This window comes from Butyrivibrio sp. NC3005 (assembly GCF_000424545.1).
Lineage (GTDB): Bacteria > Bacillota > Clostridia > Lachnospirales > Lachnospiraceae > Butyrivibrio.
Genome location: NZ_AUKC01000016.1, coordinates 51,559 through 65,654, shown reverse-complemented (window position 1 = coordinate 65,654; position 14,096 = coordinate 51,559). Strand labels below are relative to the sequence as shown.

The window sequence follows — 14,096 nt, the reverse complement described above, 5'->3', positions numbered from 1 at the left end:
TACTAGCCAACTACTTAACAACATGAGGGCATAACAAAAACACCCCAAGACAGTTGTCCTGAGGTGTAATAAGTCGTATTTGATTGCCCAAAGACGTAATACGTTGTGAAACGATTATCTCTTTGAGAACTTTTTCATTGCCTTAAGTGCCTTGTTTTGGGCATTTGTAAGGCGAGTTGCTGTTTACCTGCTGCGTACGCAAGAAAGCTCAGGGCTACTGTATGCGACTGGTGGCAACTTTATTATTTCTTTCAAAAATAATCCTAGTTTCAGTCTCGCTCTAGCATCACGATATATTCAGGTGTGCCTTCTTCTAATTGTCTTTTCCCGTTGAGATAAAAACCATGTGTCTCGTAAAAATGAATAGCTTCTTTGTTCTTCTCCAGCGTCCATAGGAATCTGCTATCATATTTTTCTTTTGCGAACTCTATCAATTTGGCTCCTATGCCCTGTTTCCAAAAGAAGTAATCTACATATAATTCCGAAATTTCTTTTCCCTCCAGATGCATCATCCCCTTAACTATACCATCATCATATACCCAAACTTTATTGAGAAGTTCAGGATCCTTGAATTCATTGGTGACCTTTACTACCTGCAATTCGTTAAAAGAGTAATCATCATTGTGAAATATTGCTCTGTACTTCATTCTTTTTGTAAACACCAGGATTTCGGCAATTCTAGATATATCTATTGGTTCTGCTTTTCTTATCACGTTTCTGTATCCGCCTTAAATCTCAATCATTTTCCTAATGCCATTAGGAATCTTCATATCGCATTACCCTACAAATACATAGTTTTCATTCAATCGACATTTTCTTTAATGGGATCCATTCGTCCTCTATCATTGTATCGCCAGTAAAATCAAATCCATTCTTCTTATAAAACTTAATGCCTCGCTCATTTTGTTCTAAAACCCACAGCCATTTTGCTCCTTTGTCTAAGATCGCAAAGTTTAGTAATTTACTGCCAATCTTCTCCCCTTGAAACTGGGGTTCAACATAAAGCTTTACTATTTCATCATGATTTAATCGAATAACTCCTTTAACAGCACCATCATCATATACATACGTATCCTGCAGTATTTTCTTGTTATCAATGTACTCTTTAGCTACATCAACAACATTTAACTCCCCAAAATAAAATTGCTCATTTTTAAATATCGGAAAGAAATTCTTTCTATAATTTGTAACAATCATTTCTGCAATTCTAGAAGCATCCGATGGCTTAGCTTGCCTTATATTCATGTCCAGTCTCCTTCTTTTTTAATCCAGCAACTCATTGTATGTCTTAAATGATTTTGTCCATAATATCTCCTAAAAATAACGAAAGGCCCCCGCAGGGACCCTCCGGACCAGAGGCTTCACAAGTTTCTCCAGTACGTTCACTATAATAAAGATACCATAAGTAGCGTTTTTAGACAAACCGGTTTGCTTCACCGGATTCATCATTTAATAGGCTATATTGGCAACTGAATCTCCGTCAGCCAGCCCTCTCCCAGTTCCTTATTCCATATAGCTTTCCTCCAGAATTCTCAGTCCTTCCTTATAATCCTGTCCCAAAACTTCCTGTGTCTTTTGGAAGTCATACTTCTCATGTAGTCTGTCATGAACCTTTAAGAACTCTTTCTTTCCGTATTTCCTTATATATAATGCCTGAGCCTTTGCTGCATTTGCTCCGTCATTTGATGAAATATAGAATCCTTTATTGCAATTTTCGAGCTCATCACACTCATAACATCCGTCCAAATCTTTTTCCTTACAGCATTTCACATTCGGACATATTCTGTCCTCCTCACAGGTAGCAAAAGAGCAGACATTGTACTTCGTTCTGCAGGATCCGCACCACTCTGAAAGGAAACAGTGATTACAGGAAAAGCCACAATAAGCAACAGGATCAACACCCTTTCGTGCTATCTTGCAAAGTTTATTCTTGATGCGGCGCATGGCTTCGATATGCATGATCCAGTGACGGCTAAATGGCATCTGAATCAGTCCTTTTATATCCTTTCCGCACCAGTAATCAATCAGCCAAAAGGCATTCTCATTCTCACTGACACATTTACTCCGGATAAGTTTTTCCTTTACATCGCCGCCGAATTTTTGCTTTAAATCCTTGTATGTCAGATCTCCAAGAATCTGATCCGTAGACTCCTTTACAGCTTTTACATACAGATATAGTTCTTTAATATTCAGTTTTTCTGAAAACTCTGCAATCTCGTTCCACTGAAGTTCATTACCCGTAGTAATAATAGGTGCGCCAATGCGATTATGAAAGTCATGTGTAAAAAGGATTTGACTATCCCCTGCTATCATCTCATGGGCAACTATATCTTCAATCCTGAAAATATGCCAGATAGAATAGGCAAGGGTTTTACTGTGATATCCATCTGCACCCGCAAAAGGCATTTTGGCAAAGGCCTCATCCGGGTATCCACTCACAATCTGAGTAATCTGCTCAAACATTTCCTCGCGGAAAGCCAAAAGCTTCTTTATAGCATCTTTAAAGGTTGCTTCCTTCGTCAACAATTTCTGTATTTCTTTATTGTTTTCTGACCATAATTTGTCCATAATCTATCTTCTCTCATCGGTTAATCCAATATTATTCCATGGTGCTTTCTTACATTTTAATAAAGTCATATTAAAATAAGCAAGCCTTACCCTTAATCTTTTAGCACAAAAGTGAACCACTAACCCCGTCCCCCAGGTCCACTTTCGGCGCAAAAAAGACCCGGTACATTGTACCGAGTCTTTTGAAATCTGCCGAAGCAGTGATTATCTCTTTGAGAACTTTTTCAATGTCCTAAGTGCTGTGTTTGTGGCATTTCTAGGACGAGTTGCTGTTTACCTGCTGCGTACGGTAGAAAGCTCAGGGCTACTGTATGCGGCTGGTGGCAACTTTAAGTAATATTCTTCAAATTCTTTATATACATAAGTTCCCTATAGCTTTTGGGAAATCCTATAAGGTTAATATCTATATCCTTCTCATATTTCTTTACTATACGATTAAGCTTATCTCTAAATTGCTTTCTTTCATCATCAGAAGGTAACCTCTTAATAAGCATAAGTATATACGCAAACAGCGAATCATTCCTTATTGCCGGGTTATTCCTCAAAAAACTTTTATTGAACTTTACCGGAGGATTCATCGTAGAATTATACAAACGCACACCATGAGAACATTTATTTCTGAGCACAGACAAGGCATGTAGGTGATTCTCAAGTGTTGCTGTGCTTATGCCAACCTCAGATGCTATCACATTCTTATCCGATAAATACAATGCATGATAGAACAGAGAAACACTTGAACAAGTCATCAGTTCCAACATAACCCATACCGGCATCTTATCAGCATATTTATTGAAATGATGCTTAACAATTGCACTATCCTTATAATATGACTTTTCTTTGGTGAAATTCTGCAATGTCTTTGTAATTCCAACTTTATCGTAATAGTTCTTCACATCATAGTGCTGATCATATGGTGGTGTCTGACATTTTAGTTCTGCAAATTTATTTCCTATCAAATCTTTATAGAAGAATTCTGCTTTTTCAATGTACTGTCTAAGCAATGATCTGATTTCTTCGTCAAAACAATAAACCGTGTAAATATCTTCAAAACGAATACCATTAATCATCTCATGACTATCAGTTGACAACCTATATTGCAACATATATCCCGAAAGTCTATAATAGCTGACTTTCCGAAGTACATTTCTTGCAAATGCATCATCAGATATTACTACTCCATGATCTTTTAGCTTTTTTATCTGTTCATCTAATGTATAAGGTTTCTTTAAATCCATACAATCTCCATAAAGTAAAAAAGCCAAGCTCAACGCTCGGCTTGGTCCCAAGTGTTATTCGCACCTGGCAACTCTGTTAATCATAGTATAACACGATTTGAATTCTTTGCAACCTATTTGGAACCGGTTATATTTAGCATTTTCGCTATAAACACTTCATATTTCTTATAATCAGATAACAATCCATTCTGTAGTTTCTCTGCGGTTGACAGAGCTCTTTGATATTGTTCTTCAGAAATATCATTAGTCTTTAAAGCTTCGTCAAGTTCATCCCTGTCATCAACAATAATATTTCCATCAGGATAAACAATCAAATCCAGGTAGCAATCATAAAAGAAAGGAACGCCATCTTCATCACTCCCATGCGTATCAATCATATCAATGTAGCTTACAACTATCCTGTAATTCTGATTCATCATGACAGTTATACAATAATAATCATCATCGGGCATAATTGAAAGCCACTTATAACCATTATCAAGCACAGTAATAGTGTCATTTTGATATTTCCATTTTTGAGGTTCTGAAACCTCATCTATTGACAATAAACCAATGTATCCGTTGAAATCAGAAGTATGCGCATCAACGCCATATCTTCTCTTCTTTTTCATACTCTTCCACTCATCATATGTCAGTCTGCATTTTTTCATTTTCATCCTCATATAGACTTATAAATTACTTATAGTCTTGATCTCACCCTTGTTTAAGCATATTATATCGCCATAGTAACGCTTTCCATTCTCATTGCACAGAATATGGCTACCATCTGTCATTAAATAGATTTCGTATTTCATTGACAGATCAAGTATTTCCTGCTGTACCTCCTTCATGTCATAGTGTGATATAACAGTTATATCCACTAAGCCAAGTCCATCATAAATAACTTGCTCGTAATGGCCATTACAAATAGCACAAATGACTGTTTGTGCAAGATTTAGCGTTCCAGCACTCATACCGATTACTACCCCATCATATTCTTTCAAAATGTCATCTAATCCATATTCTTTTATATATTTATATTCTGTAGGAGTATCGCCACCAGAAATCCATACCACATCAGCATTTTTAGTATATTCTCTTGCCATCTCCGGGGTAATTCTTGAATCTATGACCATTGAGCTTTCAAATTCTAATCCGGCATTACAGAACATATCATAGAATATGCTCCAAAAATGGTCTGTCATTTTGTATGAATAAAAGTCGGATGCTATGCAAACAATGCTGTGCCTCCCTTTAATTTCGGATTTAAGCATCTTGATTGTTTCTGAAGGAAATTCTTTTTCATACATACTGGTTAATACATAAGTTGCCATTTGTCATCTCCTTATAATCTCACTGGGATAATACCTTTGAAAAATAATACCTTTTCCCGGTATATGGATATTGATCCAAGACAAACACTGTTTCATATCCCATTTTTTTATAAAATTCAGGTGCTTGGAAAGAAAAAGTGTCTACAAATACATATTTACACCCTCGTTCAGCCGCCTCTTTCTCAGCAGCAAGTAATAAATTACGGCCTATTCCCTGCCCCCTGTATTCGTCATCCACATATAAGTATTGTATGCAAAGCCAATTCCCAAAAGTTTCCCCTGTCAATACAGCTGTTTTTTTACCATCTTTATCTTCAAAGAAACACCTATAGGAACGTTCTCAGACTCTTCTCTATTACTTAGATTAAACTTTTTTAATCTTTCATATATTTCTTTGATATCTGAATCCGTGACTTGTTTAGTTATTCTAATATCCATATATCAATAAATCCCATTCTAACCTTCCATATTCATGCAGCAAACACTACAATTATACTTATTTCTATTATCCTCTTCAACATATAGCCTCAGAAAACAAGGGCGTTTTCACGCCCTTGCTTACTGCTATCAGTTATTCATCTCTCAGGTCTTAGATTATTCCTATTAAGATTAGGGACTTGTTGCTCTTTTCTCTGATCAACTATTGCCTGGCTTTCTCTTAGCTTTTGTAAAATGCTTGTTTTAGCCTTTTCAGCTATCTCAGGCTTCTTGGTCTTGTCCCACCACTCCTTAAATGTTTTGAAGGCTTTTGAGACTATTTTTCCCAGTGTAGTCTTGGGATTTTCAAGTGTTGCGTATCTCATGAATTCCTTTTTCATTAAGGTTTCATCTCCAAAGATCTCCGGGTGGTCTTTCATCTGATGCTCTACAAAATCGTGCATTAGATCTTGTATTTTTTCTAGTCTCTCCTGATCAAACACTTTTGTTTTTGCCACCTGTTTGCTTAGTCCTCGTTTGTATCCTGTTGCTACCGGAACTCCTACTACGTGCATATGAGGTGAATCCTCATCCAAGTGTGTTACTGCCGAAGCAATTTTGAATTCCGGAACTATCTCTTTTACATATTCAAGCTGTTCCCTCAAGAGTGGCTTCATTGCATTCCACTGTTCTCTCGTCTTATCTGCCCAGAATTCCTTATCCCTACTTGGAGAATTACCTCAGTAGCCACATCATTCTTTTTACTTTCGGATACATACTCCAGATAGTCATGAATCTGTCTGTCACTTCTTTTACCTTTGTTGTATTCCGCCACTTAATACAATTATAGATAAAAGAAAAACCCCAGAAACACTGAGTTTCTGAGATTTGTAAATTCTTTTTGAATCTCGAAAGATTATCTCTTTGAGAACTATTAATGAAGTGAAAGTGCCGTATTTTAGGCATTTCTCCTTCAAGTTGCTGTTTACCTGCTGCGTACGGTAGAAAGCTCAGGGCTACTGTATGCGGCTTGTGACAACTCTTGTGACAACTCTATACTCACTATTGAACAATTACAAATCCGATGATACAATTAAGACGCGATTTGGTATGTTTAACATATCATCTAGAGAACACCGTTTGATTGCGCCAACAATCTATTCGGTGTTTTCTTTTTTAAATAATTATCAATAGCATATTCCAATCGCGATACCTGCTGTTGATCTATGCAATTAATAGCCTCAACGTTATAGTATTCTACGATTTGAAGCAGTCTTTTCAGAAAAAAATCCCATACTATCGCAGACTCATTCACTGGCATATAATCCAATAATAAAACAACACTTTCCCCTACGACGCAACTTTGTTCTATTGGCTGCTCATTGCTTAACACCTCTGATAGTGACAAACAGCTTTCTGAGTTTGCGTGTTCTCCAGAGATGTTTATCATGAGTTTTTTACTCGAAACATCTTTGTTATCCCAAAAGGTACCAAACAATTTATATGATGTTTTCATATCTGTACCTCCTACATTTCAATAGCAATGCCTGTGTTATACTCAAGTGCACGAGTCGCGAAATCTTTCAACACTGAAACCACTTTAATATACTTTTGAGGCACAAATTGATCCGGAAGATCATCGAGTAATGAAATAAGCTTCTCACATTTCTCTGCAGGTATATAGTCAACATCACCATCATCAAGTAATGTGTCACAAGTAGCATTTATTTTATCGACTAAATTATCCATCAACCAGTCATGCTCATCGAATTCCATCACATAATCTTCAACTTTATCTGGCACACCGCTCCCAAGATCATATATGGGTCCGTACATTCTAAGCCCTTCTAATGTTTTAGCTAAATATAATCTCATCTTGACATCTCCTTTCTTTTCATTATTTTGAAATGCGTTAATTCAAAGTCTGTACTTGGGGTTCCGTCAATTTTTGTATACATCTTTGCACTTTTGTCATATATCCTAAGATATCCAGACGGCATGTCCACTTTTATAATGTACTTGTTGTTTTCGAACTGGTATTTAACGCCCTTCGGTTTTCCTTTTACTCCTAGAGTATACTGATTAACCACATCATTGAGATTAACCATATGCTTTTTCCAATTCTCGTTGAATTTTGATTCACGTACTTTGCTCCTATAGTATCTTATAGCATCAAGCATAGAACTATGAATCAGTATTCGAGCATAGTGTTTTGCAGCCTGTGAATATCTCGCTTTACTATCAGCCGTGGCGCACCTCCTTACACAATCTATGAAAGTCAGTGTAGACCCTGTAATCAATGCCCATGGTGTCCAGCTGTTTTTCAGCCTTTTCGTCGTGTTTGCCATATATGATGAGCTTTTCTGGCAAAAGCATTAAGATTTTTTTCAGGTATGAAAAATCATCCTCAGAATCTAATGGATCGCATCCCAGAAAACCTGACGCAGCCATCACTCCTTGCGGAATATTTTGCCACACACAAGCAGCATCTAATCCTGCAGTCCTCGTGTTCAAAACAATACTAATTCCATTAACAGCTAAAACTGCTAGAAAGAGTTGGTTTAATAAAGCCATTGCGCTCTGCCACTCTTCGTCCATATCATCCGTAAAAGTAACATCCAGCCCTATAACACCCATATACATTTTGTATTCGTCGATCTCTTTCAGTAGCTTGCTCAGCCTTGGATATAAATGATGATCCTTGTCAAAAAAACATAATACAGTCTTTTTTCTATTAATGACTCTTTTGTTTTTTCGCTGAGAAAAAGGAATTACTAAGTCTGGCCAATCTCTTAAAAACATCTCATTAGTGAATATCGGAAAGCCATCTTTGTCAAAAGAAATCTCTTCCCCCTCGAGATACAAGTATAGCTCATCAATTATTACAAATATGTCTTTTAAACTTTTGATATGCATTTTCATACCCTCCGTTTAACATTGTTTGGGATGTGATATGCATAACATATACGATTTGGTATGTTTAACACATCATCACTTCCAGTTCCATATTCAGTTTTAAATAGTATTTGAAATGTATTGGAACTGCGCCAACAGTATACAGTACATTTCAAAATCAATTAAATCATAGGCATCATCCCTCCTTAATATCGTTGTCTTTTCTTAGCAAAGCCTTTTGATACGTTATATTTTTTCATTATTTCAGGAACAGACATTTCTTTTGTTTCTTCATAAGGCATAGCAATTTCACCAGTCAGCGCCTTAACTTGCCACTCCACACTACAATAAAGTGGCATTTTTTCAAATGATCTCTGTAATATTGGAGTGTAACCTATCTCATACATAAATATGTGTGCCATCTCATGCAATATAAATCCACAATATGCACCTATTCTTTCTAATGCACCATCGTAGACATATTGCTTAATCTCGATAGTGAATCCTTTTCCTTCATTCTTTACGCATTGAGCTACAACATTCTTAGGCAGTTCATCATCTTGGACAACTACATATGTGCTCCCCTCAAATACATCAGGCAACATTTCCAGTGCATCTAACACCGGAAATGGGCCTCCTTGCGAAACATCAAACAATTCTCTAAATAATACTGCATACTGTCTCAGTTGTTTTCTGCTAACAGGTTTTGTAATATAATCCAAAGCTATTTTTCCTTCTGTTTCAACAATGCAATTATCTTTTCTGCTGTCTCATCATCAATATCATCAAATGATCTTGCAAACTGAAGCGCTACCCTTCTTTGCATAATGGATGAATCCTTCATATCAATCTTTGTCTGTAATTTAGACTCATCTATTGCCTTTTTTAATAAGGTCTTATCCTCTGATGATAAATTGTAATGGGTTGATATTTTCCCCATCCAGTCCTTTGGTACATTTTTTCGTCCGTTTTCAACAGCTGATAAAAATGGTGTCGTAGTTCCAAGCATTTTAGCCATATCACCCATCACCTCATGATTCTTAATTCTAAGAATTCTGACAAATTCACCAAATTTCGTATACATGCTGTTTCTCCTTTCATCCTCATAACTTAATAGTATTCATATTATACCTTTATGTCAATAAGTTTTTTAACCTTTTTTTGGTAGAGCGAGTATCAAAAAATCACCTCAGGACAATTGTCCTGAGGTGTAATAAGTCGTATATGATTGTCCAAAGACGTAATACGTTGTGAAACGATTATCTCTTTGAGAACGATTAATGAAGTGAAAATGCCGTATTTGAGGCATTTCTTCATCTAGTTGCTGTTTACCTGCTGCGTACGGTAGAGAGCTCAGGGCTACTGTGCGAGGCTGTTAGCAACGAAAGTTTATAATATGACGATATTGCCTGCTATATTACTTCCACCAATTTGAATATCTATCGATACTTATTTCGAATATAGAACACTGAAATTACTAAAATGATAGGAAAACCTATACCTGCCAATACTCCTGCCTGCAAATTATTAGCCGCTTTTTCAGATATACTTCCAATAATAGCAGGGCCCATTGCTCCCCCTAAATCTCCTGCGAGCGCTAGAAGTGCAAACATTGCTGTACCTCCAGTTGGAAGTATCTGTGATGATATACTAATTGAACCTGGCCACATTATACCTACAGAAAATCCGCATAATGCACATCCAATCAATCCAACCCATGGTATATTTGCCAGTCCGGCAACCAGATAACACATAAGGCACATTACTCCGGATGCCATCATGAAAATTGTCAGATCAACTTTTTCACCGAACTTTCCATAAAGAAGTCTACTGATTCCCATGCACACTGCAAATCCGCAGGGTCCAGCCAAATCTCCAACTGTTTTGGAAACATGTAGTGCTGATTCAGCATAGGCGGATGCCCACTGTCCCATCGCTATTTCTGAAGAACCTGCGCAGATCATGAGTATAATAAAAATCCAAAATGCTTTTGTTTTCAACAGTTGGGGCATTGTCATGCTCTTACCATCTTCTACCAGTGGTTCGATTGGACAGGTTGCAAAATTGAAAATGTTATAAAGCGGAATGACCGACCATATAAGTGCCATTATTCTCCATTTTTCTATACCAAAAACCGTAAAGAAGGCTGTGGAGCCCAAGACAACTCCAACCCATCCCCAGCAATAAAAGGAATGAAGAAGACTCATCATTGTATCCTTATTTTCAAATGGACATGCTTCTACAATTGGACTTACCAGCACTTCTGTCAATCCACTTCCAACAGCATATATAAATACACACACAAGGATTCCCCAAAATGGTACTGACAATAAGTCAGGTAATACAGCAAGTCCTGCAAGTCCTAATCCTGATGTAATCTCTGCAGCTATTACGCATACTCTGTAACCCAGTTTATCTACTATACCTGCACATAAAAAATCAACTACAAGCTGTGTAACAAAGAATACTGTTGAAATAGCGGCCAGCTTTCCAAATGATATATTGTATGTATTATGAAATGTTATAAACAATAGCGGTACAAAATTAGCGCAGATGGCCTGTGTTACAAATCCCAGATAACATGCAAGCTGTGTTTTTTTATAATTCTTTTCTACTTCCATTTTTATTCCCCGGCCCTGATATTTTTTACCGTTTTGCTTTCAATAGAAAGATTCTCGTATATTCTGTCTCCACCTTGGCCTGTAGGTGCCTGAGCAAGTAAACCTACTTTCACAGACTCAGCATCTTTCATTAAGAAATATCTTGTCATGTGGAAATGCACTCCATCCAGGGAGTAATGAAAAGAAAATGCTCTGCCCACGCGACAAACTCTAAGATATGCAAAATTCTGTCCTTCAATATCGCATCCATTAGCATCATCGGATTCACCATCTTTAGTTACAACACTTACAGCAGCGTGTGTTCCAAAGTCAGTAAGTTCAAAACAGCATTTAGCCCAGTTGTCCATATCCTGCATAACCATTACAGATGCAGAATCATAAGTTTCCTTAAAATCATGAGATACCTTTACATTAAGAACGAAGTCGCCCTTAACATCTGTGTAGAAATATGGAGCATTACAAAGTGATTCAGGAAGAATTCCTTCTTCACTTGTTGTACTTCCACCACAGAAGAAATCTGTCAAAGCCGGTGCTTTTATTGTAACCTTATTCTCTTCAATTTTTATCTCACCTTTATTGATCCATTTAAAATTATCAAACATAATCTACAGCCTCCTCTTTTTGTTAGTGCTTTTTTGTTAATCGAAAGAAATTATTGTAATTATATCGTATTATTAATATAATAAAAGGAATAAAATGGTCAAATAGTATAACTATATCTTCAAGAGGAATAATTATGGCACTCTCATCATGTATATCATTATCAAAACAAGCAACTCCATTCAATATAGATGAAACTGGAACCCATGGAACTGTAGAGTTTCCAGTTGCCATATATAGAGATGATATCACCGAAGATTTTGTCAACTGGCACTGGCACGCTGAAATTGAGATAGGCCATGTCGAAAAGGGCGTTATTCTTTTAGAATGCGGTAACAGAAAATATATACTTTCAGAAGGAGACTTATTTTTCATAAATACCAATGTTTTGCATTCCATGCGTAATCATACCCCCGTCAATGCAGCAATTTTTAAATCTGTCATATTTGACAGCTCTGTTATAAGCAGCAATACAGAAAGTATTTATTATAAAAAGTATTTACATCCTATCATCCATAGCGCAAGTATTAGAGATTTTATACTGAAGTCAGATTCCATATTCTTTAGCAAATTGGACAATATTATCAAAACTGTATGGGAAATAATAAATCATGAACCAGAGGATTACGAGATATCAGTCAGAAATGAATTATCTGATTTTTTTGCTGTACTAAATCATATGAATCTAACAGAAAGTATGCTTACCCACACAGTAAATCCACTGTTAGAGGAGCGCGTACAGATAATCCTAAACTACATCCATTCAAACTATTCTAAAAATATAACGTTAGATGACCTGGCTAATGCTGCAAATGTTAGTAAAAGTGAAGTTCTTAGGTGCTTTAAGTCAATTATCAATATTTCACCAATTAAATATCTTAAGAATTTCAGATTGCAAAATGCGGCATATATGCTTAAAAGCAGCACTTACTCAGTTCAAACAATTTATGAGTTATGTGGATTTGATAACAACAGTTATTTCTCTAAATCATTTAAGGAACTGTTCCACTGTTCACCTCGTGAATACCGTAATAATTAAGAACAAGGCAACGATGAAGATTTAGAACGGCCGTAGAATATCTGAACTACATGATTAATATAAGAAAACCCCCAGATAAAATCTGGGGGTTTCGAATCTGCAACGCAGATTGATTCACCGGGGCACTCTCGCACATTGCTCCCGGCATCCGGAGTCCTTCTTTCAAAAGCATCTCCAACGCAGAGTCTATATCTATTTTACCACCAGCATTATGATAAGCCATTAAAATCTAATATATGATGCCCTGGCCCATGTATGCTTATATACTCTTTTTTTGCCATTGACTTAAACATCTTGATAGGATTTACGCCTTTTTCATCACGTATATCTTCAATAATCCTGTTTGCTTTTTCTTCAATAGTCATAATTAGTTTCTCCTATAAACTAATTATGAAGCTCTGTACTCCATAAGAGTTGTGTTCTGCCATTTTCCAAATCGATCTTTAGCTATTCTTTCCCTATAGCCAATTTCCCTGAAACCACATTTTTTGTGTAATGCTATACTTGCTTTATTAATTGAAAATATTGCAGAATATATGCTCCAATATCCACATTGCTCAGCCTCTCGGATAATCGTATTTACCAAAGCTGTTCCTATCCCAGGATAACTTTGAATGCATATTTGCATAACAGATATCATCTGCATCACAAAAACCTTTTACAATCTCCGGGCAGCCATATTTTAACACTATTACTGCTCCACCTATAATAACAATCTCTGCAAGTGTATTCTTTCTATTGATCTTTTTGTACTCTTTTGCCAGTTGGAACAACAGATTGTCTATATTATCTTTCGTAAATAAACTACCCTTTCCAAAGTGGAGTCTGTGAGGGTAGTTCATTCATTTTCAGATGTAGTCAAAGATTCCTTGAATAGCGTCTGTGATATTTATAATGTCATGATAATGTATCCTATCAATCATCGAATAACCCCTGATATTTAAATCAAGGAGTGCCATTTTTTCGCATTGCACATAACCTTCTACATCTTCAGTTTTGATATGTATATGTAAGGGTCCTGCTTCCCCTTTTTCAAAAATAGGACAGCCGATTATTTCAAAGGTCTGATTAAAGAAATCCTTACTCACAATAAGAACCGGTTTCTTGATATGCTCAATCTTAAGTATATCCCCCTGATGCAATTCTTCCTTCATTCCCAAATCTCTCTTCCTACCGATTCACCCCAGTCAAATTCACCGTCTAAATGGAGCTGCCCACCATATTCTGCAGCACGTTCTTCCAGCGTTCTATGTCTAAATGGTTTAACAAGCATTATCATGCCATTAGATACCTTGACATCGAGAACATCATCAACTGAAACAGCTGCTTCCTGAAGCACTTCTTTGGGTATTCTAATTCCTTGACTATTTCCCCATGCTTTAACTTGAGCTTGCATAAGCAATACCTC

Annotated in this window: 23 protein-coding genes; 1 reads left to right on the top strand and 22 read right to left on the bottom strand. The window is 36.5% G+C overall.

From position 1 onward, the window contains the following. Positions 1-269: 269 nt before the first annotated feature. The 17 genes from G634_RS0105975 to G634_RS0105900 all read right to left on the bottom strand — a co-directional run bounded on the left by G634_RS0105975 (position 270) and on the right by G634_RS0105900 (position 11,651). Positions 270-713, bottom strand: a complete 444-nt coding sequence (locus tag G634_RS0105975) for a GNAT family N-acetyltransferase (protein WP_026504524.1) — start codon at positions 711-713, stop codon at positions 270-272. 85 nt (positions 714-798) lie between these two features. Further along, positions 799-1,245 carry a GNAT family N-acetyltransferase gene (locus G634_RS0105970; RefSeq protein WP_022772980.1) on the bottom strand — a complete coding sequence of 149 codons (447 nt, stop codon included), beginning with the start codon at positions 1,243-1,245 and terminating at the stop codon, positions 799-801. 258 nt (positions 1,246-1,503) lie between these two features. Then, positions 1,504-2,568 carry a DUF3795 domain-containing protein gene (locus G634_RS21805; RefSeq protein WP_081676516.1) on the bottom strand — a complete coding sequence of 355 codons (1,065 nt, stop codon included), beginning with the start codon at positions 2,566-2,568 and terminating at the stop codon, positions 1,504-1,506. Between the two features lie 329 nt (positions 2,569-2,897). Further along, the gene (locus G634_RS20185) at positions 2,898-3,803 is read right to left on the bottom strand and encodes an Abi family protein (protein ID WP_026504523.1); all 906 of its coding nucleotides are present in this window, start codon (positions 3,801-3,803) and stop codon (positions 2,898-2,900) included. 113 nt (positions 3,804-3,916) lie between these two features. Further along, a complete protein-coding gene (locus tag G634_RS0105955) occupies positions 3,917-4,453 on the bottom strand; it encodes a DUF402 domain-containing protein (RefSeq protein ID WP_026504522.1) in 537 nt (178 codons plus the stop codon). Positions 4,454-4,471: 18 nt separating this feature from the next. Beyond that, positions 4,472-5,116 (bottom strand): Type 1 glutamine amidotransferase-like domain-containing protein, encoded by a 645-nt coding sequence (locus tag G634_RS0105950; RefSeq protein WP_026504521.1) that lies wholly within the window; start codon positions 5,114-5,116, stop codon positions 4,472-4,474. 19 nt (positions 5,117-5,135) lie between these two features. Then, positions 5,136-5,402 (bottom strand): GNAT family N-acetyltransferase, encoded by a 267-nt coding sequence (locus G634_RS21955; protein ID WP_334291185.1) that lies wholly within the window; start codon positions 5,400-5,402, stop codon positions 5,136-5,138. Next, complete coding sequence (locus G634_RS21865; protein ID WP_330364772.1) at positions 5,399-5,554, bottom strand: hypothetical protein; 156 nt, start codon at positions 5,552-5,554, stop codon at positions 5,399-5,401. Before G634_RS21865 ends, G634_RS21955 begins: the two co-directional genes overlap by 4 nt. Before the next feature lie 137 nt (positions 5,555-5,691). Next, on the bottom strand, positions 5,692-6,210 hold the full coding sequence (locus G634_RS18185) for a plasmid recombination protein (RefSeq protein WP_242826773.1): 519 nt from the start codon (positions 6,208-6,210) through the stop codon (positions 5,692-5,694). Between the two features lie 449 nt (positions 6,211-6,659). After that, the gene (locus tag G634_RS0105935; RefSeq protein WP_026504520.1) at positions 6,660-7,049 is read right to left on the bottom strand and encodes a hypothetical protein; all 390 of its coding nucleotides are present in this window, start codon (positions 7,047-7,049) and stop codon (positions 6,660-6,662) included. An 11-nt stretch (positions 7,050-7,060) separates the two neighbouring features. Further along, a complete protein-coding gene (locus tag G634_RS0105930) occupies positions 7,061-7,408 on the bottom strand; it encodes a hypothetical protein (protein WP_026504519.1) in 348 nt (115 codons plus the stop codon). Further along, positions 7,405-7,641 carry a hypothetical protein gene (locus G634_RS21355; RefSeq protein ID WP_196805290.1) on the bottom strand — a complete coding sequence of 79 codons (237 nt, stop codon included), beginning with the start codon at positions 7,639-7,641 and terminating at the stop codon, positions 7,405-7,407. The genes G634_RS0105930 and G634_RS21355 overlap by 4 nt, the downstream gene beginning before the upstream one ends. Before the next feature lie 133 nt (positions 7,642-7,774). Beyond that, positions 7,775-8,449: a DUF4417 domain-containing protein gene (locus tag G634_RS0105920; protein WP_051233711.1), complete on the bottom strand. Its 675-nt coding sequence runs from the start codon at positions 8,447-8,449 to the stop codon at positions 7,775-7,777. A 185-nt stretch (positions 8,450-8,634) separates the two neighbouring features. Then, positions 8,635-9,150, bottom strand: a complete 516-nt coding sequence (locus tag G634_RS0105915; protein WP_026504516.1) for a hypothetical protein — start codon at positions 9,148-9,150, stop codon at positions 8,635-8,637. Between the two features lie 2 nt (positions 9,151-9,152). Beyond that, a complete protein-coding gene (locus tag G634_RS0105910; protein WP_026504515.1) occupies positions 9,153-9,512 on the bottom strand; it encodes a helix-turn-helix transcriptional regulator in 360 nt (119 codons plus the stop codon). Between the two features lie 355 nt (positions 9,513-9,867). Then, positions 9,868-11,049 (bottom strand): MFS transporter, encoded by a 1,182-nt coding sequence (locus G634_RS0105905; RefSeq protein WP_026504514.1) that lies wholly within the window; start codon positions 11,047-11,049, stop codon positions 9,868-9,870. Positions 11,050-11,051: 2 nt separating this feature from the next. Next, positions 11,052-11,651: a DUF1349 domain-containing protein gene (locus G634_RS0105900; protein WP_022780009.1), complete on the bottom strand. Its 600-nt coding sequence runs from the start codon at positions 11,649-11,651 to the stop codon at positions 11,052-11,054. A 134-nt stretch (positions 11,652-11,785) separates the two neighbouring features. Here G634_RS0105900 and G634_RS0105895 point away from each other — a divergent pair, with 134 nt between their 5' ends. Next, complete coding sequence (locus G634_RS0105895) at positions 11,786-12,688, top strand: AraC family transcriptional regulator (protein ID WP_026504513.1); 903 nt, start codon at positions 11,786-11,788, stop codon at positions 12,686-12,688. Positions 12,689-12,897: 209 nt separating this feature from the next. Here G634_RS0105895 and G634_RS21115 read toward each other — a convergent pair whose 3' ends face one another. Genes G634_RS21115 through G634_RS0105870 form a run of 5 tightly spaced genes read right to left on the bottom strand, consistent with a single transcriptional unit; the run spans position 12,898 to position 14,084 of the window. Continuing rightward, on the bottom strand, positions 12,898-13,053 hold the full coding sequence (locus tag G634_RS21115) for a hypothetical protein (RefSeq protein WP_155830516.1): 156 nt from the start codon (positions 13,051-13,053) through the stop codon (positions 12,898-12,900). A 23-nt stretch (positions 13,054-13,076) separates the two neighbouring features. Further along, positions 13,077-13,316, bottom strand: a complete 240-nt coding sequence (locus tag G634_RS21950) for a GNAT family N-acetyltransferase (RefSeq protein ID WP_242826775.1) — start codon at positions 13,314-13,316, stop codon at positions 13,077-13,079. Next, positions 13,246-13,530, bottom strand: a complete 285-nt coding sequence (locus G634_RS21350; protein ID WP_035799127.1) for a hypothetical protein — start codon at positions 13,528-13,530, stop codon at positions 13,246-13,248. Before G634_RS21350 ends, G634_RS21950 begins: the two co-directional genes overlap by 71 nt. Before the next feature lie 6 nt (positions 13,531-13,536). Next, positions 13,537-13,842: a type II toxin-antitoxin system PemK/MazF family toxin gene (locus tag G634_RS0105875; protein ID WP_026504512.1), complete on the bottom strand. Its 306-nt coding sequence runs from the start codon at positions 13,840-13,842 to the stop codon at positions 13,537-13,539. After that, positions 13,839-14,084, bottom strand: coding sequence for an AbrB/MazE/SpoVT family DNA-binding domain-containing protein (locus tag G634_RS0105870; RefSeq protein WP_026504511.1), 246 nt, complete (start codon positions 14,082-14,084; stop codon positions 13,839-13,841). The genes G634_RS0105875 and G634_RS0105870 overlap by 4 nt, the downstream gene beginning before the upstream one ends. Positions 14,085-14,096: the final 12 nt, after the last annotated feature.